The following is a 26,701-nucleotide window of genomic DNA, read 5'->3' as shown; positions in this document are numbered from 1 at the left end:
TCTAACAATTAGTAAGAGTCATTTGACTTATTTATAAAATAGTAAAAATTACAGAGCAGGTTTTTACCATTGTTAACACACTAAACCTACGTTCATCATCACAACAAAAAAAGACCGCACAATTAATCAATAATCTCGATTAATTGTGCGGATACTTTTTGGGCTAAGATACGTTTGTTCCGCCTTTTACTTGCAGCTGATTATAAACATACCTTTTACCGGTTTGTGTTCATGCAGCTTCCATTTATACAAAGCTCTTCAAACACAGGATCCTTTACATTTTCCATTAATAATGGTGTTGCAACATGCTGGAAATTAGAATGACGAATCGTTAGGTTTGTGACGGGAGAACGTTCATAGGCTCGAATCCATAAGCCGTATTTGCCTCCGTTGCTTTGCATATTTTCTATGTTGATATTACGAACGACGGGCGTAAAATTCCCTGTGTCTCCTTCTTCATAGTACATGTCTATTTGAATCACTTCACTGCCAACGCTTTTGACCGTATTGTTGCTAAAGTTGATATCTTCAATCGTTCCGCCGCGGACTGAATTTGTTTTAATGCGCAGCGCCCGGTCTAGATTGGGACTGTCCATAACATTGTGCTGAGCAAATACGTTCCGAACGCTTCCTGATATTTCACTGCCTATCACAACGCCCCCGTGGCCATCTTTCATTTCGTTTCCTTCAATAATAATATTTTCACTTGGTACGTTGATTCTTCTTCCATCTGCATTACGCCCCGACTTAATCGCAATACAATCATCTCCATTGTCAAAATAAGAATCTTTAATAAGCACATTTTTACTCGATTCAGGGTCTACTCCATCATTATTAGGACCGTGACCTATAATTTTTACATCATCAATTAAAATGTTCTCGCTTAAGACGGGATTGATTTGCCACATTGGCGAATTTAAAATGGTTACGCCTTTTATCATGATATTTTTGCTGTGGTAAGGCTGAATAAAACTAGGTCTCAAATAGTGCCCTTTACCAAATACGCGCTCTTTAACAGGAACTTTCTCTTCTGCCATTTTAAACAGCAAATCCCGATCTTGCTGTTGATTCGGCTCGCCTTCTTTCCATCCAAATTCCTTTTTCCCTTTCCACGGCCACCAATGTTCATTATCACCCTGTCCATCTAGCGTACCTTCTCCTGTAATCGCAATATTTTTTTCATTATAAGCATAGATAAGCGGTGAATAATTATATAGCTCTACGCCTTCCCATCTTGTTAAAACAGCAGGTAAATATTTATCAGGATTTTGACTAAACTTGATTGTAGCTTTTTTCATAATGTGAAGGTTCACGTTGCTTTTTAAATAAATTGCACCCGTAACATAAGTTCCTGGTGGAACAACAACGCGCCCTCCTCCTGCTTTGTTAGCCGCTTCGATTGCTTTTTTAAAAGCAGCCGTTGAATCAGACTTTCCACCTCCTGCTGCTCCGTACCGCTTAATATTAAACGTACGGTTCGGAAATGAAGGAGGCTGAATTTGTTCTTTAACTGCTGTTATTTTTTCACTTGCTGAAAGAGCTTCTCCTTGGGCAGAAAACGGTAAAATAAGCATAAGAGTCATCACAAACAAAGAAAGCACATATTTTTTCACTAGCTTTTCCCCTTTCGTTTAACAATCTAGTAACCGACTTATTTATAAAGTAACGCCTGTTTTAAAAATGGCTATTTCTCTAAAATCATTTTTTTCATTATTTACAAGCTCTCCGCTAGAAACGCTGATCATGTACTCAATAAAGCTTTCTAACGTAGCTTCTTCTGTGTCACCTTCAATCAGTACCCCTCCATTAAAATCAATCCAGTGCGGCTTCTTGTTATAAAGAGCGGTGTTTGTAGAAATTTTTATAGTGGGCACAAACGTTCCAAACGGCGTTCCTCGTCCCGTTGTAAACAGTACAATATGACACCCTGAAGCCCCTAAAGCAGTTGAGGCAACTAAATCATTTCCAGGAGCACTTAGTAAATTTAAACCGTTAGTTTGTAAGCGATCTCCGTAATTTAACACGTCTACGACTGGAGCCGTGCCTGCTTTTTGAGTACAGCCAAGTGATTTATCTTCTAACGTTGTAATGCCGCCTGCTTTATTGCCGGGAGAAGGATTTTCATACACCGGCTGTTTATGATTGAGAAAATACGTTTTAAAGTCATTAACCAGATGAACAATTTTATCAAATGTTTGTTCATCAACAGCTCTTTCCATTAGCAGGGTTTCTGCACCAAACATTTCAGGTACTTCTGTTAAAACTGTTGTGCCTCCTTGAGCAATGAGCCAGTCAGAGAATTTACCGAGCAGCGGATTTGCTGTAATACCAGATAATCCATCTGACCCACCGCATTTAAGACCTACTTTCAGCCTGGAAATATCAACGTCTTCTCTTTTATCATCTTTAGCAACAGCATAAATTTCTTTTAACAAATTGACTCCTGCCTCAATTTCATCCTCGACGTCTTGAGATTGTAAAAACTTCACTCTGCTTTCATCAATTGTACCTAGCGCTTGTTTAAATTCTGTTAAGCTATTATTCTCACATCCAAGCCCTAATACTAATACGCCTCCAGCATTTGGATGCTGTACCATTCTCGTAAGCATGGTTCTTGTATTAAGGTGATCATCACCGAGCTGAGAACATCCGTAATTGTGTTTTAAAACGGTTACATGTTCAAAAGGCGAGATATCCCCTATTTCTTTTTGAAACTGTTTAATCATTTGTTCGGCTATACCATTTACGCACCCTACAGTTGGAATAATCCAAAGCTCATTTCTAATTCCAATGTCTCCATTTTTGCGGCGATATCCTTTAAACGTTAGCGCTTGTTTTTTTTGTTTAGGAACTGCTAACTTTTGATGAAATTCATATTCGTTAACATTATTTAAATTTGTTTTTGTGTTATGCGTATGCACCCATTCACCAGGTGAAATAGAGTGCGTCGCATGCCCGATTGGAAAACCATATTTTATAATGTTGCCGCCCGCTGAAATTGGCGTAAGAGCTATTTTATGGCCCAGTTTCACTTCTTCTTTTAGAGAAAATTCTTTTCCATCAACCATAAGGTTCTCTTGTGCTAAAAAATCTCGTAAAGCTACTGCTACATTATCTTCCTCATGAATACGAATTACTTCTTTCATATGCTTCACCTCTTACTGTTTAGTTGCGGTTACATAGAGAATTTCTTTTATTGCCTGTTTCATTCCTAGAGTTTCAATGGCTAAGACTCCATTTGTTACGGCTTCTGTTAAGCTAGGAATCGTATTTAAATTCTCTCCCCAATGCTCTTTATATCCCAGCACTTCTTTTACAATGCAAGAAATGCTTTTTTCAGTACCGTCAAACGTATTCCAAAGAGATTCATACATTTCTAGAACTGCAGGGTCATCTGATAGTTCAATTTTTTCTCCTTCTCTTTTCCCTTTATAAAAAGAAATGAGGGCACTGAGAGAAAATGTAAGCAAAGCCGGCAGCGCTCCTTGCTTTTCAACGTACTCTTTAAGAGTTGGGATGTTTCGCGTTTTAAACTTTGTCATGCTGTTCAAAGAGATGCTCAATAATGCGTGGTGGATAAACGGATTTTGAAAGCGTTCTAATGCAGATTTAGCAAATGGCAAAGACTCTTCTTCCGAAACTGGTAAACTAGGAATAATTTCTTCATACAGACACTTTCGAATAAATGTTCCGATTACATCATCTTCGACTGCTTCTCTGACCGTATTTAGTTCCGCTAAATACGCAACAGGCATCATAGCAGTATGAATCCCGTTTAAAATTCTGACTTTCTGCAGCGCATATGGTGTAATGTCGTTCACAAATTTCACATGTAAACCAGCTTCTTCCGCGGGAAACTCTTCTTTTACCCACTCAGGTCCCTCAATAACCCATAAGTAAAATGGCTCTGCGATCACAAAAAACTCATCTTCATAACTCAGTTCATTGAGCAGATTTTCATCGTTTGGATAACCTGGCACAATTCGGTCAACAAGCGTGCAGCAAAAAGCATTTGCTTCGTGTATCCATTCGGTAAACTTTTTCTCTAAATTCCATTTGTCGGCATAGCGCAATACCATTTTCTTTAACAAGTCCCCGTTTCGCTCCACTAATTCACAAGGAAGGATAATAAGTCCCTTTGTTGTATCTCCTTGAAAAGCTTTAAACCGCTTATATAGAAATGCCGTGACTTTACCAGGAAAACTCTTTTGCGGTGCATGTTCCAAGCGGTCCTCTTCTAAAAATGCGATGCCTGCCTCTGTTGTATTAGAAATAAGAAATCTTAGCTCTTCTTTCTCCGCTAATTGCATATACGCCTCATAATCTTCATATGGATTTAGACCGCGGCTAATAGATTCAATTACTTCATGTTCTTTGACTGCTTTGCCGTCTTGAATTCCTTGAAGAGAAACCGTAAACAAACCGTCTTGCTTATTCAATTTACCTGCATTTCCTGTGATTCTCGGATTGACAGCTACTATACTGCCTTTAAATGCAGTGCGTTTGTTCATTTGATGAATTTGCCAATCAGCAAACCCCCTTAGAAATACGCCTTCTCCGAACTGCAGTACTTTTTCTGGGTATATACGTGTGTTAGCTTGCATCTGACGGTTTAACTTCATGTTAGCATCTCCTTCTTTGCACACATTAACATTATTATTTTTATAGCTTTTTATATTATTTTAATTCAAAAAATGTTAACGTTAACATTTTTGGGCCGGTTATTTAGTATAACCGGCTACATGGATGAGCGTGACTTTACAGACTGGCGAACCATTAATTCGGTATTAATTAAAACTTTATTTTGCACCATATTTTTGTCATCTTTGTTCATTAATGATAAAACTGCTTCTGCTCCGGTCATGCTGATTTTCTCGATTGGTCTTTTAACGGTTGTTAGTGAAGGAGTGGTGTATTTGGCTAATTCAATATCATCAAATCCAATAATTGAGATATCACTCGGTACGTTTAGCCCAGACTCGAATGCGGCATTCATAGCACCGATTGCCATATCATCATTTGAACAAAAAACAGCAGTAGGCGGCTGCTTTAACCTTAACAGTGCTTTCATTCCTTCATATCCGCTTTGCATATCGTAATTTCCTTGAATCATATACTCTTGGCGAATGGAAACATTGTGATCAATTAACGAGTTAAGAAATCCTTCCTTACGCTGTTGAGTTGATTTAAAACCTTCTATTCCTTCTATGATTGCAATATGCCTGTGACCTAATTCAATCAAATATTCGCCGGCTTTGTAGGCTCCTTCTTTGTCATTTGACAAAATATTAATAATCGATGAATCGTCAACTTGACGGTTGAGCACAATCAACGGGATGCCTTTTTCTACTACGTTATATATAAAAGTGTTATCACGGTCGCTTTGACTCATTAAAATAATCGCATCAAAGCGTTTATTGTTGATGTACGTATAATCATCATAATCGTCAATGCCTCTTACAAATAAATTATACTGAACATCAATTACTTTACTTACCCCTCTAATACTATCTACTAAAAAACTTGGTGACGTACCGTTTGCCATGCTCGTAAAAAACAATCCAATTGTATGAGATTTTTGAAGCACTAAATTTTTCGCATGATAATCAGGAATATAGTTAAGCGTATTTGCAATCTCTAAAATTTTCTTTTTTGTTTTTTCTTTAATAAGCGGACTATTGTTTAATGCACGTGAAACCGTTGTATGTGATACGTTTGCTAGTTTTGCAATATCCTTAATTGTAACACCCATTTCATTTACCTTCCTTTAATGAATCAGTATCGATTTTTATTATAAGGATATCACAAGTTAGTAGGAATAATAAGCAAATGGTGAATGTTATGACAGTTTTGACTAAGACCTAGCATGAATATCTTGGACAATCTCCGCGTGTTTCTTATCCGTTAGCTTATACATAAAACCAATAATCACTGCAGCAATGGACAAAGCAATAGCAGGATATAGTAACAGCAAACTTTTAATTCCCACTAATGTACCTGCCTTTTGTGCCACGTTTGGGATATACCCAACTAACCCTAAACCAATACCTGATAAGAAGCCGGATAGCGACTGAGCAAGCTTTCGAGAAAAGTTGAACAATGAATACGTTGTGCCTTCTTTTCTTTCGCCTGTTTTCCATTCACCATAATCAATAATATCTGATACAAATGCCCATGTAATCCCGTTAGGAATGCTGATACCTATAAAAGCAATACTTGCTAAAATCGTAAAAATTACGACGTTAGAAGGCATAAAGAAATTTACTGTGTCCGCTGCAATACTGATTCCTAAGCCAATCATTGCAGCTTGCTTTTTTCCAAATCGGCTAACAAGCTTTGGCAGCATAATGACTCCTAGAAAGGATGAACCAATAATAATAAAGTTCATGTAAGCCATCAATTTAACATTTCCTAAATTATACTGTGCAAAGTAAATAAGCATAGCTGATTTAATATTGTAAGCTGAAATGGTAAATACCGTCATAAACACTAAAATTAAAAGAGGTTTGTTACTTACAAACGTTTTAAAAATAGACTTGACTGATAGTTTTTCTTTTGGACTCTCTTTTACGACAATGCGTTCTTTGCAATTGCGATAGCATACATAAAAAGCGATGATGCCAATGACCGACATAATTCCCATAACAACGGGATAACCGATTTTTTCATTTGGAAATAACAGAATGAGCGGTACAACAGCAATGCTGGTTACAAACAGTGCACCTAGCGATCCTGTTTGACGAAAAGCAGCAAGAGACGTGCGATCAGAAGTATTTTGAGTCATGGATGCGCCTAGCGATCCGTATGGAATATTGACAAATGAATAGCCAATTCCCCAAATCATATAAGAAGCGTACGCATAAATTAATTTACCCGCCGGTGAAAGATTTGGCGAAATAAACGTGAGTACGGTTAAAATGGCTAACACCATACTTCCGAATAGTAAATACGGCCGGAATTTTCCTTTAGCTCCGATGTTTTTTCGGTAATCAATGGACGAACCAACAATGGGATCACAAACTGCTGCAAATAACTTACTTACTAGAAAAATCCCTCCCGCAGCCGCGGCAGGGATGCCTGCCACATCTGTAAAGAACTTCAACAAATAAAGCTGCCCTAAATCAAACATGAAACCGTTACCAAAATCACCCATACCATAAGATATTTTTTCTTTTACACTAAGATTTTTCTTTTCTACTTTTATTTCAACCTTTCTTTCTGTTGCCACAACACTCATGGTAATCCCCCTTCTCCCCTTGCAATTCTTTAAACTATTTTGCGCCTTTATTTTTGCAACGTATAGGCTGGGAAGCTAAAGTAGTCTTTAGCATTTTCATAACATATTCCTTTCACAATTTGCTCAAGCAGCTGCTGGTCATTAGGTACTTCCCCTTCTTCTACCCACGTACCGATTAAGCTGCATACTAGTCTTCTGAAATATTCATGCCTTGTATACGAAAGAAAACTTCGGGAATCTGTTAACATACCGATAAACCGACTAAACAACCCAGCATTTGATAACGCTTTCATTTGTTCTAACATACCTTCTCGTTGATCATTAAACCACCAAGCCGTGCCAAGCTGCAGCTTGCCAGGAATACCGTCTCCTTGAAAGCTGCCAATTATACTTGCTAATACATAATTATCTTTTGGATTTAACGAATATAAAATCGTCTTTGGCAAACTATTTTGTACGTCCATTTGATCAAGAAGCTGTACGAGAGGCTCTGCCACTTGTCCGTCATACATCGAGTCATACCCTGTATCTGGACCTAACTGACGAAACATTTTGGTGTTATTGTTTCTAAGAGCATGAAGGTGAAATTGCATTGCCCAACCTAGCTCATTATACAGCTTCCCTAAAAAGATTAACGTATATGACTTGTATTTACTTTCTTCCTCAGTACTTACGCCTTCACCTTTTAAGGCTTTTAAGAAAATCTCCGAAACTTCTTCTTTCGAAGTCTTCGTATATACCATTTTATTTAGTGCGTGATCAGATAAACGCCCTCCCATGGAATGGAAAAAACGAGCTCGACTTTCAAGAGCTTTTAACAAATCATCATAGGTGTGAATGGAGCGGTTTAAACAATCTTGCAACTTTGCAATCCAGCTCTTAAACCCTTCTTGGTTGATTTCAAGCCCTTTATCCGGACGAAAACTTGGAAGTACTTGGGTCTCAAAACCTTGGACATCTCTTAGTTTCATATGATACTCTAATGAATCTGTTGGGTCATCCGTTGTACAGATAACTTTTACGTTAGAACGTGTAATAAGATCTCTTGCACCAAACTTACCGCTGCGTAATTTCTCGTTTGCTTTTTCCCAAATAAACGGTGCCGTCTGTTCATTTAATATCTCATCAATATTAAAAAAACGCTTTAACTCTAGATGCGTCCAATGATATAGCGGATTCCCAATCGTCATTGGAACTGTTTTAGCCCACGCGAGAAATTTTTCATAGTCACTCGCTGATCCTGTTATCTTTTCCTCTTCAATTCCGTTCGCTCTCATCAGTCTCCATTTATAGTGATCTCCATCTAGCCAAACGTTAGTTAACGTTTTAAACTGTTTATTCTCATAAACTTCCTGCGGGTTTAAGTGGCAATGATAATCAATAATCGGCATATCTTTTGCGTAAGTATTATACAAGTGTGCTGCTGTTTCATTTGTTAATAAAAAATGGTCATCCATAAACTTTTTCATTCTCATTCACTCCTTCACTTTTTTGTTAACGTTAACAAAATCAAATAAATTGATGAATACTCTTATTTATAGATAACTATATTAATAAGATATAATCTTCAATAACAAAAATGTTAACGTTAACATTTTATTTAATTCTATTACTTATTTCTAAATTTTACAACAATTTATCTTTATATTTTTCAATTTTTTTCTCTCTTTATTTCATATATTGATTCTTCATTTTAAAAAACCAGGATTTATGACATGTTTCCATAAGAATTAAAGCAAGTTTTTTCACATAGAGCTTATACAAGGGGAATAAGGCGAACGGCTGTCTTTAATGCTATAATAAATTTCATATGCAAAATATCACTACTAGCATTTAAACCATACATAGCCGCTTCACCTTATTTTCGTATCATTTAAAATAAAGGAATTTCAAAGAGAAAAGTGAATAGTATAAACATGCACTTTATTTACTATCTCTTTTTAATTTTCATATATTCATTGCTTTTAAAGGAGAGGATATCATGCCAGGAGCCACAAGCATGGTCGTGATCGGGATTACTGCCTTAATTGTATTTGGACCAAGTAAATTGCCGGACATAGGACGAGCATTTGGACATTCCCTGCGAGAATTTAAAAATGCAGCAGAAGGAATTATACAGGATGACGACAAAAAAACTTCAGAGGATACTACTGAAGATAAAGAGAAAAAATCCTAATTTTTATGTAAATGAAAGTTATACAGACTAAAAAGCCCACTTTTAACGTGCAGTGGGTTTCTTTTTTGATGTATGATAGTAAAAAATAGTAAAGAAAGAGGGTAACTTTTTGTTTAAATCGAAACTGCATTTTTGGACATTGGAACTATTAATGATTGCTTTACTGATCTACATTTGTAAACATATTTCGTTTGTTTTTCTGCCAATCGGTGTGTTTATCTCCACTTTGTTTTTCCCTATTCTTGTAGCTGGTTTTCTTTTCTTTTTATTCGAACCAATTGTGTCATTTCTCACAAGAAAAAAAGTGCCAAAAACACTGGCCATTTTACTATTATACGTTGTGTTTATCGGCGTAATTGCTTCTATTGTAGGCGGTGTGGGACCTACTTTATCTAAACAATTAACTGATTTGGCTAAGAATATTCCGTCTTACATTGTAGAAACGAGAGAGTACATAAATGATTTATCTAATTCAAGATGGTTTAACTGGCTCGTTGAACAAAAATATGTGTCGCTCGATCATATTGAAGAGTCACTTTTAAACTACGCGTCTACTTTACCTACGAATCTCACAAACAGTATTTCATCTGTTTTAAGCGTCGTAACAAATATTACACTTACGGTTGTAACCGTTCCTTTCATTCTTTTTTATATGCTTAAAGACAGCCATAAACTTCGTAAAAATACGCTGCGTATGGTTCCTGCTTCTTACCGAAAAGAAACGTTACGTACAATGAAAGAAACAACAAATACGCTAGCTACTTATATTCAAGGCCAAATGCTCGTTTGTTTGTTTGTCGGTATTAGTACATTCATTGGTTACCTCATCATCGGGTTGCCTTATGCATTAATACTCGCACTAATAGGAGCCCTTACTAATATTATCCCGTACGTCGGCCCTTTTATTGGCGTAGCACCCGCTTTAATCGTAGGTTTATTATACTCTCCTACAAAAGCGATATTAGTAATTATTGTCGTCGTAATCGTTCAACAGCTCGACGGGAACATTATTTCTCCGCTAGTAATTGGAAAGAAATTAAACACACATCCTTTAACAATTATTATTTTATTGCTTGTTGCGGGTAACATTGCAGGAATACTCGGAATGATCTTAGCGATTCCGGCTTATGCTGTAACAAAAACCATTGTGATAAATATTGTAAGAATGATTCAATTCAGAAATAAATCTATCAAGTTGTAAAATGCAAAGGCAATACAATAAAAGGACCTTCTCTTGAAGGTCCTTTTATTGTTCCATAGGTTCAGCACTGACACACCATCAGGTGATTTCCATCCGGATCTTTAAATGTAAACCAATGATTGTGTTGAATTCCTGTCGTTAGCTCTACTTTTTTTTGTTTCATATATTCATAAGCTTCTTTAATATCGTTTGTATTCAAATGAAAAGCTGGCGTTTTAAAAAGCGTATTTTTTGAATAAGTTTTGCTATCTAATACAATTCCTGTTCCATTCATAGGTATCACATATAAATGATCATATAAAATGTCTCCATCTGCTATCAAACCTAGTATGTCACAATACCAGTCTCGTGCTTTTTTTATGTCCTTTACAGGAATAAAAACCGTGCCTACTTCATTTAATATAGGGTTCATTTATGACCTCCGGTATGGGTTTAGTAGTTTTACAAAGTATTCTCTTTTAATCGCTGATAACCTTTTATTTTGAGATGCTTTCTATCAGTCCATTAAACTCGGTAGCAGAATTAGCAGTCTTGCGGACACGGTTATTCTCCATACATAAGCTACACGGCAAATGTAGATGCTTCATGACAAAATGTGGATTACTAAAAAAGAAAATGAGAAAATCTCCCCCTTCTCCTGCTTTGCACGTGTATAATGAAAAATAGACTATAGATAGTAGCCGCCTTTTGTTTGTAGCATCGAACTTTCGTGCCTTACAATAGATTTAAAGCCACTATTCAACTAAGAATTAAATTGACTAACTTAAGGTTAAGGAGGTTAGATGTGTATGGATTATTCATCTTTACTCATACGCGAAGTCATTGATAGAGTATCTAAATTACGCCTCTTATCTGTTTATAATGAAAGCATAAAAAGTGATTTAGAAAGCACCATCCTCCCTCTTTATCAGCAGCACTTTGAAAATAAAGATGTAAACGAAGCGTTGAGGATTTTAAAAAAAGACTTTCTCAATCGTACGAAACGCAGATGGTTAGATGCTGCTATACGCGATTATGAGCAAAAAAAGCCTAAGAAGAATAAAGAGCTGATTGGAGAATACAAAGCGCTAACAGCTTATTATAAAACGAACGGAAAAGAACTCTTTTGCAAACAGTTTGAAAACGTATCATCTCCGGAAGAAGTCATTGATAAACGAATTGGAATTCTACGTGAATGGAGTCAAGAAGATAGCTTCTTCTTAACGGATTATCCTTATATTCATCAAAAAACCAAGACTCAGCGAGAAAAAGCAATCCATACGGATATATCTATTATTATTGGGCTGACTATACTGGACCCAAGCTTCCAAAACGGAAATCATAGTATTATTGAAAGCCCTTTTTCAACTGTAGAGAACCCTTTTTTCTCTAACTCAAGAGCAAAGCTTCTCGTCGAGCAACCCCTATTAGAGAAAGAAGGAAAAGAATATTTCTTAAGTACTTATAACTCTGAAGACGGGACAGATTACGAATTGTTAATAGAAAAAGAATACGCTGAAGAAAATGGAAACAAGATTAGTGATTTAGATCGGTTTGATTATAAAGTGTTTTTAGAAATCATGAGCCAGCGCGACGAGTTGTTCGCTACACAGAAAATCATTAACGTAAAAATTGGTGACCTTGTGAAAGCACTTTATAAAACAGACAGTAAGCGCAACTATCAAATGATAGAAGAAAGAATTACAAAAATGAAGCACTACAGCATGACAAAAGTACAGCATAATAAGAAAATTGCCTACGGTATTTTTGACTTTGTGGATATTACTACGATGCCGAACGGAACGCGAATTGCTGAAATTCACGTCAACGAAGTGATATATAGAGACTATATTCAACGCCAAACGGTGCGTATTTATAAAAATAAAGTAGAAAAATTAAGTTTAGACGCCGCTTATCATTTGCTATTCGTTATGCAAAAAGAGCGTCTCATTTGCTATGAAACAAAATCTTCATACAATGTCACAAGAGATTATTTATATTTTTCGACAAGAGTCCGCTTTCGAAAAAGACGAAAAAAAGAAAACCTTGTCGAAATTGAAACAGCCTTAGATGAGCTAGTCGAACAAAAACTAGCTGTTCAATCTTATAAAAGAGTAGGCCAAGTGTTTCAGATTACCTTTATTCCTGTGGGAGAAAGTGAAGTAAAAGACTTATTAGCCGGTGATTACGAATATGCTCCCCTTTCTATTTATCAAAACGTAACAAGTTCTATAGGCTAAAAAAGAATGCCCTTATAATTTTTATAAGGGCATTCTTTTTATCTATCTACTATTAGTTAATGCACTTTTTGCTCCACATTTCCGTGCAAAAGTGTTTTTTTGCTCCAATTCTCCATGTAAACATATTATTTCCCCTGCTAATATGGCAGTTAAACTTCACCTTCCTCGTCATTTTGTGAACTTTTTGTGTCTGGAAAAAGCATTATAATTATTTTTTGCTCCAGATTTCCGTGCAAATGTGTTGTTTTTCTTTCTATACGGCATTTACTATAAGTTTGGCTCCAATCTTCCGTGCAAATATGCCACTTTTACATAAATTTTCTTGTGACAGCGACTTTTCCTCTTCATTTTCTCCAATTTTTGCTCCACATCTCCGTGCAAAAGTGTTTTTTGCTCCAGATTTCCGTGCAAACATGCCATTTCCTCAAAAAAACACTATTTTCGCTGCAAATGTTTGTTTATCCCCTCTGAAAATGTGAACTTTTTGTGTCTCAAAAAGGGCATTTTTCTTTTTTTTGTCCCTATTTTCCGTGCAAATGTGTCACTTTCTTACCTGAATCTTTACTTTTATTATTTTTGCTCCTATTCTCCGTGCAAATATGTCATTTTTACATCAAATTTTTTTTGAATTTGTCGCATTTTGTGCATTTTATCCGTCATAATACGACATTTAGCTTAAGAATGCCGTTTTATCAACGTTTATGAAATATAACGCTATTTTTGCTCCACATCTCCGTGCAAATATGTCACCCTGTAAATAGATGTTTCATCCCTTGGTATCACTAGTCTTCTAAAAAAATGCACCATTTTCCCGTGCAAATATGTCATTTTACAGCCTATATGACTGTGTCTATACTGTAAAAGACGACATATATAGTTTTGGGAAGGAGGTAACTACATGAGTGTACAAAAGCTGTCACTAAAACGGCACACCCTTATAGCAAACAAGCTGCTGATTGTCATGAGCGGCTTAAATAGAAACACTAAACGAGACAATAGCTATTACTATGAAAAACATTCATTTGGTCTTGCGAAAAACTTTGTAGATATAAAGTGGACAGGTTCTCTGATGAAGCAAATTTTAGCTTACGTAGCCAAATGTAACAGCCAAGGTCATATTTCAATTATTTCTGAGCAAGAACTGGCTAATACAATCCAATGTTCCGTTCGGACCGTTCAAAATAACAATAAGCTTTTAGAAGACTATGACATCATTCGCTGGGATCGTTTATGGGGAGACTATATTCAAGTTTCTTTAAACAACTATTTAGAGGATTTTTTAGACTTACATATAAAAGAAGCTGCTGATGTTCAAAACATATCATATAATCCTGAAATGCTTGATGAAGATCACAATACATATACTTCAAAAGGTGGTTATACTTCTGTTTCGATGGAAGTGATTTATCAATTGCTGGCTATTAAAAATATCAACATGCTGCGTCTGGCTTTACGTGCGTTGTATGTATACGAATCTGATGTAAACGTAAAGAAAGATTCAGAAGCACTTTTATCTTACACTGAGGTAAAACACATTCTTCCAAAATACATTGGCTATAAAGCTGCTATTAAAGAAATGGCTAGCAAATTGAGTACAATTTTCCGTATCGATATACTAGAAAAAGATGATTGTGTCAAAACATTATTAGAAGAAAAGCAGCCAAGAAAATCAATTATTGAAAAGATCAAGGATGGTTTTATTTTAAGCTTTAATTTAACTGGTGCTCATGATAGTAAAAAACAAAAAGAAATCGAAAAAATCCGTGGAGAGCATGCATTTGCTCAGTTTAAGAATTTCTTTAAATCTTTTGGTCATTATTCAATTAAAAAGGAAGATATTCATTCCATTGTACATGAGTTTGGTTTAGATATAATCGAAAAATCATTAACGTCCGTTCAGCGTTACCTACAACAAACTTACATAGAAGAAAGTATGGATGCATTTCGCCCTCTTGTGCATGAAATGGAGTCAAACTTCTTTACGTATATCCGCAAAATTGCCAACGGGTATTATCAGGCAAAAATTAACGCTCTATAATACTCTTTTTTGTTATGCCTTTTTTTACTCATTTCTACTCTATTTTCCTTCCATTCTTTCTTTCTCTTTAACTTACTAAAACATAAATATCTCTCAGCTATAATAAATCCCTTTAAATGATAATGATTTTCGTTTTCATGAAAAAAATCAACTAAATGAACAAAAAATACAATACATAAACGTTATTTTCCAATCGACTGCGTAGAAAATATAGCTGTTATAAAAAAATCCTATATTTTTTCGTGAAAATTCTTGTAGTAATCTGCAGTTTTTTTTGATTGCTTTATTCCCTTTAACCTCAGTCAGCAGAAGGCTTTTACCCATATAAGTTTTAGCAATGTTTATAATTTCTTTAAGTTCTTTTTAATGTCTTATAAATGTCTAGTAATTTCTATAAAATAATGAGCAGCAAATAAATAGCGTTTTTTATACACATAAATACTAAGCTACAATGAGTACCAGTTTGGTAGACATAATATATAACAGACTAAAAAAGCACTTCTATAAAATAGAAATGCCCTTTCTTACTTTATGCACATGTATACTTTCATAAAAAAAACACACAAAACAAATTCTTTACATCTGCTTTGTGTGTTTCTTTTACTTATTAGGATTATATTGTTTAAGAACTTTATCACGCACATATTTAAGATGATGATACATTTTCTTGAATGCATCATCGGGGTCATGATTAGCTAACGCATTATAAATAGCAGTATGATGTTCTACAGTAAGTTCTGGTTCTCTAAAGGTAATTTCCCTATCTGTTTTTTCGTGAGTGAAGAGCAAGGAATTAATCATACCTTCTACCACTGGATTATCAGCGCTAACAGCAATAATTCGATGGAACTCCTTATCCGCTGCACCGTAATTGTTATCTGCACTCTTTTTTATGTCTTCGATCGTTTCTTTTAACTGTCTTAATTGATCATCGTTTATTTTTTCCGCGGCCATGGTTACTAGACCCAGTTCTAGTGCCATGCGCGCTTCCACTACTGCAGGTAAATTATCCATTGATAACGCTAACATAACAGAAAAAGGATGTGCTCCTATTTTGTTATTAAAATACGTACCTCCACGGGTTTTTCTTGTAATTACACCAAGTACTTCTAATGCACTCAAGGCTTCTCTCAATACAGGGCGACTTACATTCAATACGTCTAATAACTCCATTTCAGTTGGCAGCTTATCTCCTGGCTTTAATTGCCCGCTGACCAATAACTGAATAATACGGTCGACTACTTGTTTTGCCAGCGTATTACGATTAACGGATTCAAATGACACTTTTTTAGTCGAACCACTCATCTTCATCCACCCTTTTCTGAATATTGTTTATTTGTAAGACTAATTATATCATATAGAATTTCTTTATGTATCACCAACACTACTTCTTAACTATTCTTATTTCTTATCTACATAAGATTATGTATTAAACTGCTCGTTATTATAAAAACAGAAGCTCGAACAAAGACGTAGAATTGTTCGAGCTAAAAGCACCCTGTAATTATTTTTTAAAAAAATTTTTAACGTACCAGACAAGGACGTTTATTATCAAAGCTCCAATTTTTAATTAAATACTGCATAGCTTTTGAATCATCACGTGCTCCTAATTGCATTTTCTTATATAGCTGATGTGCTTGCTCGATTCGTTCTAAATCCAACTCTATGCCAAGTCCTGGCTTTTTAGGTACTGCTACTCTTCCTCCCTCAATTTTAAAAGGATCTTTTGTCAATCGCTGACCATCTTGCCAAATCCAATGCGTATCAATAGCCGTTATTTTTCCAGGAGCGGCAGCAGCCACATGAGTGAACATGGCCAGTGAAATGTCAAAATGATTATTTGAATGTGATCCCCATGTAAGACCCCAATCATGACACATTTGAGCCACACGAACCGACCCTTGCATCGTCCAAAAATGGGGATCTGCTAGAGGAATATCTACAGCGTTTAACTGAATAGCGTGCCCCATTTGACGCCAGTCTGTAGCAATCATATTCGTAGCAGTGGGCAGTCCAGTTGCTCTGCGAAATTCCGCCATTGTTTCTCTTGCTGAATATCCATTTTCGCTCCCGCAAGGGTCTTCTGCATAGGCCAATACATGATGTTTATTTTTACATAGTTGAATAGCTTCTTCCAAAGACCAAGCTCCGTTGGGGTCTAAGGTAATTCGAGCTTCAGGGAATTTTTCAGCTAATGCTGCTACCGCTTCTACTTCTTGCTCACCTTGAAGAACACCGCCTTTTAGTTTAAAATCATTAAATCCATACTGCTGATGAGCTGCCTGTGCAAGTTTTACGATTGCTTCAGGAGTCAGAGCTTCTTCATGACGAAGTCGAAACCACTCCACTTTTTCATTTTCACCACTTAGATAGTCCAAGTCAGTTTTGTTGCGATCTCCAATATAGAATAAATAACCTAGCATTTCCACATGTTCCCTTTGCTGGCCTTCCCCTAACAATGCTGCAACTGGTACATTAAGAAATTTTCCTACTAAATCTAATAAAGCTGCTTCCAGTGCAGTAACAGCATGAATGGTCGTCCGTAAATCGAATGTTTGAAGCCCTCTCCCTGCCATATCTCGATCTCCAAATTTTTTACGTACTATATTTAAGATGTTATTATAATTTCCGATTGATTGACCTACTATAAATGTCTTCGCATCTTCAAGCGTTTGACGAATGTTTTCACCTCCAGGTACCTCTCCTACCCCTGTGCTTCCAGTACTGTCTTTTAAAATAACAATATTTCGAGTGAAAAAGGGACTATGGGCTCCGCTGAGATTAAGCAGCATACTATCATACCCAGCCACTGGTATAACCTGCATATCTATAATTTGAGGCGTAGACGATTTTTTTTCGCTTTGGATTTCACTATTTGTAAGAACATAATTATTCATGCTTTTCACTCCTGATCTAAGTTTTTTTGAATCCGCTTACATATCGAGCGTGCTTTCATCCTTTGAGGAGATATTCTTTAGTTCTACTCGTTTAATTTCTCCTACTAAAAGAAGATAACAGAGAATAGCTATAAGAGCGTTAGCGCCCACAAAAACCAATGCTCCATTAAAAGAGCCTGTTGCATTGACAATATATCCAATAATAATAGGCGTTGTAATAGACGCAATGTTTCCAAATGTGTTAAAAAGTCCGCCGCTTAAACCGGCTATTTCTTTAGGGGAAGTGTCAGCAACAACAGCCCACCCTAATGCTCCAAAGCCTTTTCCAAAAAAAGCAAGTGACATAATTACTACGACAATCCATTCAGCATCTACATAATTGCAAGCAACCATGCTACAAGAAAGCAACATACCAATAACGATAGGTGTTTTACGTGCAAAAGTTAATGAACGACCTCTTTTTAAAAAGAAATCAGATACAATTCCCCCTAACACTCCTCCTAAAAATCCGCATACGGCAGGTAGAGAAGCAATAAATCCAGCTTCCAAAATTGACATTCCGCGTGCTTGAACTAAATAAACAGGAAACCATGTTAAAAAGAAATAAGTGAGAGTCGTAATACAATATTGTCCAATGTAAACACCTAACAACATTCTGCTTTTAAGAAGTTGTTTAATTTGATTCCATCCCGGGCCGGTATTTTTCTTTGTTTCTACTTTTTTATCATCCATATCAATGAGCCCGCCGCCCTGCTGGATATAATTTATCTCTTCTTTTGTAATGCGAGGATGTTTGCTTGGACTGTAGATCACTTTCATCCAAACAGCAGCTAAGATTACCCCTAAGACACCCATAATAATAAATACAAAATGCCAGCCGAACCTGTGAGTGAGCCATGCCATAATAGGCGAAAATAATACTAGTGCAAAATACTGAGCCGAATTAAAAATCGCAGAGGCTGTCCCACGTTCAGATTTTGGAAACCAGGCCGCTACAATACGGCTATTTCCTGGAAAAGAAGGGGCTTCAGCTAACCCAACCATAAAACGAAGCGTAAATAAGATAATTATAGCAGCACCGCCACTAAAAAAGCCGATAAATCCTTGAAAAAAGGTAAAAATAGACCAAAAAAATACACTGCATGCAATGATTGTCTTTGATCCGAATTTGTCTAAGAACCAACCTCCAGGAAGCTGACCAATTACATAGGCCCATCCAAATGCTGAAAAAACATACCCCATTGAAACTGAATTTAAGCCTAATTCTTTTTGAACAGAGTCTCCTACAATGGACAGCGTCGCTCTATCTGCATAATTAATCGTTGTCAAAACAAAAAGCATAAATACGACAAACCAGCGTACATGGCTTTTCTTGCTGCTTCCCGCTTCCAATTTTGGTTTAGCTTGCATAATCACTTATTCCATCCCCCTCTTATTGTTTTGTTCTTTTCCTATGTTTATCTCTCTTAAAAAGGAGGAGTTTTCCTCCTTTCTAAGAGAATAAAAGGTTCATAATACAATAAAGGTATTTAACTTTTTATAAAAATAGTTTTAATAGCTGTGAAAAATTCTTTAGCAGCTTCCCCTTGTTCTCTAGAGTGAGAACTTGATTGTTTCATGCCTCCAAAAGGTGCCTGAAGTTCAACGCCTGCACTTTCCGAGTTAATTCGAATAAGCCCAGCATCCATTTCATTAATAAAAGAAAGCATATGAGAAATATTTGTAGTGAAAATAGAAGCACTTAGCCCATATTGAACATCGTTAGCTAGTGCTAATGCTTCCTCGATGGATTCTACTTTCATCAATGCTATTACGGGCCCAAAAATTTCTTCTTGTGATATCGTCATATGCGATTCTACGTTTTCAAAAATAGTAGGTTCTACGTAAAATCCATTTTCATATTCCCCGTCAGTCAACTGACGTCCTCCGTATAAAAGAGTTGCACCTTCACTTTTTCCTTTTTCAATATATGACAATACGGTCTGTAACTGATTTTCGCTTGCACATGGTCCCATCCACGTGTCTTCTTTTAACCCTTCTCCAACGGTAATTTCCTTCGTTTTTGCTAATAGTTTTTGTTTGAATTTTTCATATACCTCATGCTGAACAATTACCCGACTAGTCGCAGTACATTTTTGACCTGTGGAACGGAATGCACCGCTGATCGTACCTTCTACTGCTAAATCTAAATCTGCATCCGCCGCTACAATTACCGGGTTCTTCCCCCCCATTTCTAACTGATATTTAGCTCCTCGAACGAAAGCCTGTTGACCAATTTGTTTACCTACTCGATCAGATCCTGTAAATGTAATAGCATTAATTTCTGGATGTTCAGCAATAGCTTGACCAATGATTGATCCAGAGCCCGTAATCATATTTATTACACCCGCTGGAATTTCTGCTTCTTCAAAACATTCGATAATCTTAGCGCACGTAATAGCTGTTTCAGTAGCTGGCTTAATTATGATAGTGTTTCCGTAAACAAGTGCCGGAGCTATTTTCCATATAGGAATAGCAATAGGAAAGTTCCATGGAGTGATAACTCCAACAACGCCTAACGGTACTCGAGATGTAAACATCAATGCTTCAGCATCGGTAGAAGGAATTACATCTCCCATTTTTCTCATACCTTCTCCCGCATAGTATCGAAGAATAGCTATTCCTCGAGCTGTTTCTCCTTTTGTTTCAGCCAAGGTTTTTCCCATTTCACGTGTAGCACATTCTGCAATTTCATCTAGTCTATTTTCCATAATATCCGCAGCTTTGTGAAGGTACTGTCCGCGAGCTGCGCCTGACAAGCGCTTCCATTTTTCTTGAGCTTGTTTAGCTGCTTTTACCGCTAGATTTAAATCTTCAAGAGTTGATTTTTGTACATATCCTACAGCCTCTTTCTTATTGGCTGGGTTTAGACTTTCCATCATCTCTTGAGACGATGATGGCACGCCTTTTCCATTAATAAAATTTAAGTATTGTTTGTTTTGAACACTAATTGTCATATGAACTCTCCTTTTTATAAAGCGTTTACATTTTATTAATTAAGATAAAACTTGTTTAGAGGATTTAGGATATTGATCAAATGCTTGTGTTAAAATCTTTTCGAGCTGTACGTAATGTTCTCTATCTACTGAAACAATAGGAGGCCTTACTGTATCTGTAACGGGTAAGCCTATAATTTCCATGCCTGCTTTAATCAATGAAACGGCATATCCTTTTTTTTGCTTGCGAATATCGTTAATTGGAAGAATTATATTTTGGTAGAGTTCACTGAGTAACTCTTGATCATGACTTAATAAAGCATTGTAAAACATTCTTGATATGTGCGGGATATAGTTAGATATTGCTGACGAATAAGAATCAAATCCAATTGGAGCGTATGCTGGCATCGTTACTTCAGCCATTGGCATTCCGTTTAGCCAGCCTAGTCGTTTTCCTAAAGACTGAGTTAATTCTATATTTAATTCCATATTTCCATATCCGTCTTTTAATCCTACTAGTTGGTTTAATTCTGTAAGCTTTTCTAAAGTTGGCAACTTTAAAATAGCATTATCTCTTTGATAAACAATTGCGTTTAAATTTGTATGCTCAATGATTGCTTTTAGATAGTTGTAAAGGCCCTCTTGTTCACCTTCAATTAAGTATGGAGGTAAAATTAAATATCCATCTGCCTGTTTTTCCTCTGAAATACGAGCCCATTCTAAAGCTGTAGAAAGATTACTGCCCACACCTGTATAAACGGGAACTTTTCCGTTGACGACAGATATAGCTACTTCTAACATTGCTGTATATTCTTTTGTACTTAAGGATTGAAATTCCCCTGAACCGCAAGCGATGAAGATAGCCTCTAACCCTTCGTCTAATAAAAATTGAATATTCGCCTCTAAAGCTTTTTCATCCAATTTTCCTTGGTTATTAAGGGGAGCAACGGGGAAACCTAAAATTCCTGTAGGTGCTTTTCTATTCATATTCACATGCATATCCTCCTATAAATTTTCAGATAATTTTTACATTTTTATTGTAAGACAAATTAAATTGTTTGTCAATAAAATAAATAAGCTTAAATTATTAAATAAAGAATTTTAAAATAGAAACAAAAAACACCTCTAAGAAGGAGATGTTTTTTGTTTCTATTTATACGCCTTTTTTATTTCAATTTCATAGTTTCTCAACTTACGGTAAAGTGTACTTCGATCAATTCCTAACAATTTAGCTGCTTGAGATATATTAGAATGAGTTTCTGTTAAAGTAAGTAAAATTTGCTCTTTTTCAGATTGAAGATGATTGGTGGTTTCTGCTTCTTCACTGATGTAATTTGTTTCAAAAGCATTTTCGTTCAGCTGCTCTTTCATATCTTGATCCGAAACTACATTATTTTTACTGATCACTACTAACCTTTCAATAAAATGCATCAGTTCTCTTACATTTCCTTTCCATTCATAGGTAGTTAATTGTGAATAAGCTTTTTCTGTAATCTCTATATTTTTCTTTTGATAGAGATTCGTATAATAGACTAAAAAATGCTGAGCCAGGTAACGAATATCACTTTTTCTTTTACGGAGCGGTGGAATATTTATAGTTAAGACCTTAAGCCTGTAAAGTAAATCCTCTCGAAATTTGCCTTTTTCTACGACTTTTAATAAATTTTTGTTCGTTGCTGCAATAACTCTTACATCTACAGGAATATATTTATTATCACCTAAGCGCATAACCTGTTTTTCTTGTAAAACTCTAAGTAAGCGGGATTGTCCATATGTATCCATCTCCGAGATTTCATCCAGAAAAATCGTTCCTCGGTGCGCCATTTCAAACAAACCTTGCTTTCCTTTCCTTGTTGCTCCAGTAAAGGCTCCTTCTACATATCCAAATAACTCACTTTCCAGTAAATTAGGCGGAATGGCTGCACAATTAACAGCAACAAAAGGACCGTTTTTTCGCAAACTTTCTGCATGAATACTCTGAGCAAATAATTCTTTCCCGGTGCCGGACTCACCAAAAATCAAAACGGTTGCATCTACAGAAGACACTGTCTGCCCAATCCGTTTTGCTTCACAAATTTCCTTAGAATGCCCTAAAATATCAGAAAATGTGTAGCGTGTTTCAAACTTTCTTGACAGTACTTCCCCTCTAATTTTAGCTTCCATTTCTTGAATATTTGTAATATCCTGAAAAGTTATCATTGCTCCGATAATGTCTTTCTCCACTTTAATTGGAGCAATGTTAAATATTAAACTTTTGTTTTTGATTTTTTTGATTATACCTAAATGCTCTTCTCCTCCAAAATAATTTTTAATAGGTAAAAAGGGCATAACAGCATCGATCTGCTTCCCTAGCACTTCTTGCCTTTTTAATTCTAGCAAGTGCTCAGCAGCCTGATTAAATACTTCTACTTTTTTATTTCGATTAATACTAATAATTCCTTGTATAGAATAATCAATAAGGGCTTTAACTGTTTGGGAACGCTCTTTTTCAATTTTTCTTCCTAAAGAAATTTTTTTAGCTTCTAAAAGCGCTGTCCGAACAGCAGAATTTCCAGATTCAATAGAAATTGCCTTAAAGCCTTTTCTAAGTGATAAAGTAGTTGTTTTCATTCCCCCAATAACAATATCTGTTTCTGCTGAGGAAAGTTGCTCAATACAAGTTGGAATATCTTCAACTGAATTAAGAGGATAAATAGAAAGGTTGATACCCAAAATATCTGCTAAAATTTCCACATCATTTTTCATATTTTGAAACGCGAGCATGGCCACTTTAGGATTTTTTAAGTTTGTTACCTGCTTGCTTTTATAAAAAACTTGAGCTAAATCTTGTCCTGTAATTGGAATTTCAACTAGAGGAATTCTGCTTACAGAATCAGTAATTAACCTTGCAGTCCCTCCTCTGCAAACGATAACATCACAAGTGGATTCTAATTTATTGGCGAGTTTTACGGCGCGACTTAACCTTGCAAGGTAGATTTCAACCTCTCCTTGCAATCCTAGCTCTTGAATTACTTTTTTTCCTTGTAAAAATAGTTGTTTATCTGGAGCAATAAAAGCAATTTTTGCCATATCGTTTTCCTCCCTACTAGTTAGAATATTCTATTTATTATAACCTATTGACACAACAATTGTTGCTTTACGTACAACAGTTGTTGTATATTCCATCACTTCTATTTGATATAAAAGCTTTTTTTACGCGCTAAAATTATTGGCATGTTTATTGCAATAAATAAAGATGAACATGTTTAGAAAGAAACTAAAAACCATTAAGGAGAGATGAATCATGTCTTTGCAAATCAACCAAACAGAAAAACCCCTTTATATCAAAGTAAATGAGAACGATAATGTTGCTACGATTGTAAATTCAAAAGGATTATCGAAAGGAACTGTGTTTCCATCTGGGTTAGAGCTAAAAGAATATATCCCTCAAGGACATAAAGTTTCATTAAAAAATTTTGAGAAAGGTGACAAAATTATTCGCTATGGAGAAGTTATCGGAGCTGCTTCCTCACCGATTTCTCAAGGAACTTGGGTAAAAGAATCATGTGTTACCCTACCTGATCCCCCTATTTTAGAAAAGCTGCCTTTGGCAACTAAAGTTTCCGCCCCTTTATCTCCTTTAGAAGGATACATATTTGAAGGCTATAAAAATACAAATGGAAGTGTTGGAACAAAAAATATACTTGGGATTACGACAAGTGTTCAATGTGTAGTAGGAGTACTTGATTATGCGGTTAAAAAAATCAAAACAGAACTTCTTCCTTCTTATCCCAATGTAGATGATGTAGTAGCTTTAACTCATAATTATGGCTGCGGAGTTGCCATTAATGCACCGGACGCCATCATTCCGATTCGTACATTACAGAATCTTTCTATTCATCCAAATTTCGGCGGTGAAGTTCTAGTAGTTGGCTTAGGGTGTGAAAAGCTGCTTCCTGAACGTTTGAGTCCACAAGAGATTTCAGGAAATATAACACGTTTGCAGGACCAGGCGGGTTTTAAGCAAATGATTGCTACGATTATAGAGATGGCAGAAGAAAAATTAATTAAACTAAATAGCCGGACGCGTGTAACCTGCCCTGTGTCTGATTTAACGGTAGGTTTACAATGTGGAGGAAGCGATGCCTTTTCCGGTGTTACTGCCAATCCAGCAGTTGGATACGCGGCAGATTTACTAGTAAGAGCAGGCGCTACTGTTTTATTTTCTGAAGTTACTGAAGTTCGAGATGCTATTCATTTGTTAACGCCACGAACAATTAATAAAGAAGTTGGTCAATCTCTGATTAAAGAAATGAAGTGGTATGATCAATATTTAAAAAGAGGCGAAGCAGATAGAAGTGCAAATCCTTCACCTGGAAATAAAAAAGGCGGACTTGTCAACGTAGTAGAAAAAGCACTTGGCTCCATAGCTAAAGCGGGAACAACTCCAATTGTCGAAGTCTTATCGCCTGGAGAAAAACCAACTAAAAAAGGCTTAATCTATGCAGCAACTCCAGCGAGTGATTTTGTATGTGGAACATTACAGTTAGCTTCTGGAATGAACATGCATATTTTCACAACAGGGAGGGGAACTCCATATGGCCTAGCAATGGCACCTGTTCTTAAAGTATCTACTAGAAGTTCATTAACTGAGCAATGGCATGATTTAATAGATTTAGATGCAGGAAGAATAGCACAAGGGGAAGCAACCATTGAAGAGGTTGGTTGGGAGCTCTTTCACTTAATTATAGAAATTGCAAGCGGTCATAAGAAAACGTGGAGTGATTATTGGGGGTTGCATAATGATTTATGTCTGTTTAACCCTGCTCCTTTAACTTAACAAGATAACGAGAACCTGTTTCTAAACTGGTTCTCGTTGTTTTATGACGCGTTGAGTAACTAATTGGAGTTTAAATGACCTCTGTCTACCGCTTCCGGTGGTGTTTCCATCCAACCATTTTCCATCATAATATCCGCTGCATCTTTTACAAACCTCGAGATATTTGTCATTGATTTTCCATATAACAGCGCCAAATCATGTCTTCCATTGACAGCTACTGAATTTCCAAAAGCCCTCATTTTCATTGAGAACATATCCATTTTGTGAAACAGCATCAATTTATCGGAAAATGGTGAAAAAGTCGAAGTAGTAATTAAATGATCAAGAAAGGATGGCGCTGGTAAATTATCTAGATGAAGCTTTTCAATATAGCGTTCTACCGCTTTATTTGTCAGATCTTCGCCTTTTACAAATAATGCACGGATTTTTTCACTTTTAACAACTTGACTAAATGCCAAAATTAAGGCTTTGCTTGTCACATTATTCTCGATGTTATCATACAGATGAGCAATTTCTAATGCGTGCAAAGGTCGAACATCTCCTATAAATCCGCTTAAATAATGAGTATTAGCGATGTTCACTTTTTCTGGTGCGGGAATAATTGGCGGCTTAATAATAAATCCTTTATCCATTAAGATTGCCTTTATTTGCTCCATCAGTTCCATTGTTGCTTTCATACAATACGTTAAAAATGTCTTTACATCTTCTCTATACATTAGGGGCAGTGCGATACTGTAAATGCTTAATCCCGCTTTAGCAGCATATTTTAAATAATGCACGTAAAATTCATCTTCAAACAGCTTTGGAGCGCCTAGATTCACGTCTTCTTGCGTAAATCCATGCGGAATCGGCACATTCTCTTTTGTGAAAATTTCTTTTACGTTAGTTTGAAATTCTTCCGTTAAATCTTTTGCATGCTGTAATAGTTTTTTTATATCCGGATCTTCAACGTGTTCAAGAAAATAGCTTAAAATATACGAAGACATGCTGTTGCCCATATAGGTTGCCCAAAGTTTGCCCATTTCGGGGGCTGTTAATTTCTCTTTCACGCTTGTTTTTTTTGAACCTATTTTAATTGGTTTGATTGTTTCCATCTATAATCTCCTAATTCGATTTGTTCTTAGGTTGGTCTTTTCTAT

19 protein-coding genes are annotated in these 26,701 nt (G+C 36.1%); 5 read left to right on the top strand and 14 right to left on the bottom strand.

The genetic code is table 11. From position 1 onward, the window contains the following. Positions 1 to 215: 215 nt before the first annotated feature. The 6 genes from MMB68_RS10305 to uxaC form a co-directional block, all read right to left on the bottom strand. Positions 216 to 1,613, bottom strand: a complete 1,398-nt coding sequence (locus MMB68_RS10305) for a glycoside hydrolase family 28 protein (protein WP_264409092.1) — start codon at positions 1,611 to 1,613, stop codon at positions 216 to 218. 42 nt (positions 1,614 to 1,655) lie between these two features. After that, entirely contained in the window at positions 1,656 to 3,146 is a 1,491-nt protein-coding gene (locus MMB68_RS10300) for a UxaA family hydrolase (protein WP_221782677.1), read from the bottom strand. 12 nt (positions 3,147 to 3,158) lie between these two features. Beyond that, positions 3,159 to 4,622 carry a tagaturonate reductase gene (locus MMB68_RS10295; RefSeq protein WP_221782676.1) on the bottom strand — a complete coding sequence of 488 codons (1,464 nt, stop codon included), beginning with the start codon at positions 4,620 to 4,622 and terminating at the stop codon, positions 3,159 to 3,161. 116 nt (positions 4,623 to 4,738) lie between these two features. Then, a complete protein-coding gene (locus MMB68_RS10290; protein WP_221782674.1) occupies positions 4,739 to 5,752 on the bottom strand; it encodes a LacI family DNA-binding transcriptional regulator in 1,014 nt (337 codons plus the stop codon). 102 nt (positions 5,753 to 5,854) lie between these two features. After that, the gene (locus MMB68_RS10285) at positions 5,855 to 7,237 is read right to left on the bottom strand and encodes a glycoside-pentoside-hexuronide (GPH):cation symporter (RefSeq protein WP_028413697.1); all 1,383 of its coding nucleotides are present in this window, start codon (positions 7,235 to 7,237) and stop codon (positions 5,855 to 5,857) included. A gap of 47 nt (positions 7,238 to 7,284) precedes the next feature. Continuing rightward, positions 7,285 to 8,706 carry a glucuronate isomerase gene (uxaC, locus tag MMB68_RS10280; RefSeq protein WP_277548805.1) on the bottom strand — a complete coding sequence of 474 codons (1,422 nt, stop codon included), beginning with the start codon at positions 8,704 to 8,706 and terminating at the stop codon, positions 7,285 to 7,287. Positions 8,707 to 9,218: 512 nt separating this feature from the next. Here uxaC and MMB68_RS10275 point away from each other — a divergent pair. Both MMB68_RS10275 and MMB68_RS10270 read left to right on the top strand, forming a co-directional pair. Then, complete coding sequence (locus MMB68_RS10275; RefSeq protein WP_221782667.1) at positions 9,219 to 9,413, top strand: twin-arginine translocase TatA/TatE family subunit; 195 nt, start codon at positions 9,219 to 9,221, stop codon at positions 9,411 to 9,413. 109 nt (positions 9,414 to 9,522) lie between these two features. After that, the gene (locus MMB68_RS10270; protein WP_025751972.1) at positions 9,523 to 10,614 is read left to right on the top strand and encodes an AI-2E family transporter; all 1,092 of its coding nucleotides are present in this window, start codon (positions 9,523 to 9,525) and stop codon (positions 10,612 to 10,614) included. Positions 10,615 to 10,675: 61 nt separating this feature from the next. Here the strand turns inward: MMB68_RS10270 and MMB68_RS10265 are convergent, their stop codons facing one another. Beyond that, complete coding sequence (locus tag MMB68_RS10265; protein WP_013056601.1) at positions 10,676 to 11,026, bottom strand: VOC family protein; 351 nt, start codon at positions 11,024 to 11,026, stop codon at positions 10,676 to 10,678. Positions 11,027 to 11,402: 376 nt separating this feature from the next. On the opposite strand from MMB68_RS10265, the gene MMB68_RS10260 reads away from it, so the two are divergent. Then, entirely contained in the window at positions 11,403 to 12,833 is a 1,431-nt protein-coding gene (locus MMB68_RS10260) for a hypothetical protein (protein ID WP_014460532.1), read from the top strand. An 898-nt stretch (positions 12,834 to 13,731) separates the two neighbouring features. Then, a complete protein-coding gene (locus MMB68_RS10255) occupies positions 13,732 to 14,871 on the top strand; it encodes a hypothetical protein (RefSeq protein WP_060747457.1) in 1,140 nt (379 codons plus the stop codon). 600 nt (positions 14,872 to 15,471) lie between these two features. Here MMB68_RS10255 and MMB68_RS10250 read toward each other — a convergent pair. The 6 genes from MMB68_RS10250 to MMB68_RS10225 all read right to left on the bottom strand — a co-directional run bounded on the left by MMB68_RS10250 (position 15,472) and on the right by MMB68_RS10225 (position 23,812). Beyond that, positions 15,472 to 16,176: a FadR/GntR family transcriptional regulator gene (locus MMB68_RS10250; protein ID WP_221782665.1), complete on the bottom strand. Its 705-nt coding sequence runs from the start codon at positions 16,174 to 16,176 to the stop codon at positions 15,472 to 15,474. A 218-nt stretch (positions 16,177 to 16,394) separates the two neighbouring features. Further along, positions 16,395 to 17,768: a glucarate dehydratase gene (gudD, locus tag MMB68_RS10245; protein WP_221782663.1), complete on the bottom strand. Its 1,374-nt coding sequence runs from the start codon at positions 17,766 to 17,768 to the stop codon at positions 16,395 to 16,397. 36 nt (positions 17,769 to 17,804) lie between these two features. Next, positions 17,805 to 19,178, bottom strand: coding sequence for an MFS transporter (locus MMB68_RS10240; protein WP_221783416.1), 1,374 nt, complete (start codon positions 19,176 to 19,178; stop codon positions 17,805 to 17,807). Positions 19,179 to 19,297: 119 nt separating this feature from the next. Beyond that, a complete protein-coding gene (gene gucD, locus MMB68_RS10235; RefSeq protein ID WP_221782661.1) occupies positions 19,298 to 20,764 on the bottom strand; it encodes an alpha-ketoglutaric semialdehyde dehydrogenase GucD in 1,467 nt (488 codons plus the stop codon). A 39-nt stretch (positions 20,765 to 20,803) separates the two neighbouring features. Next, a complete protein-coding gene (gene kdgD, locus MMB68_RS10230; RefSeq protein ID WP_221782659.1) occupies positions 20,804 to 21,736 on the bottom strand; it encodes a 5-dehydro-4-deoxyglucarate dehydratase in 933 nt (310 codons plus the stop codon). Positions 21,737 to 21,892: 156 nt separating this feature from the next. Further along, entirely contained in the window at positions 21,893 to 23,812 is a 1,920-nt protein-coding gene (locus tag MMB68_RS10225) for a sigma-54-dependent Fis family transcriptional regulator (RefSeq protein WP_221782657.1), read from the bottom strand. Positions 23,813 to 24,026: 214 nt separating this feature from the next. On the opposite strand from MMB68_RS10225, the gene garD reads away from it, so the two are divergent. Continuing rightward, complete coding sequence (garD, locus tag MMB68_RS10220; RefSeq protein WP_221782655.1) at positions 24,027 to 25,562, top strand: galactarate dehydratase; 1,536 nt, start codon at positions 24,027 to 24,029, stop codon at positions 25,560 to 25,562. Positions 25,563 to 25,621: 59 nt separating this feature from the next. Here the strand turns inward: garD and MMB68_RS10215 are convergent, their stop codons facing one another. Continuing rightward, positions 25,622 to 26,656, bottom strand: coding sequence for a DUF3231 family protein (locus MMB68_RS10215; RefSeq protein WP_221782653.1), 1,035 nt, complete (start codon positions 26,654 to 26,656; stop codon positions 25,622 to 25,624). Positions 26,657 to 26,701 lie beyond the last annotated feature (45 nt).

It is taken from the genome of Priestia sp. Y58 (assembly GCF_029522095.1).
GTDB lineage: Bacteria > Bacillota > Bacilli > Bacillales > Bacillaceae_H > Priestia > Priestia megaterium_E.
Note: the sequence above shows the minus strand (reverse complement) of the source record. Positions and strands in the feature narration are given on the sequence as shown.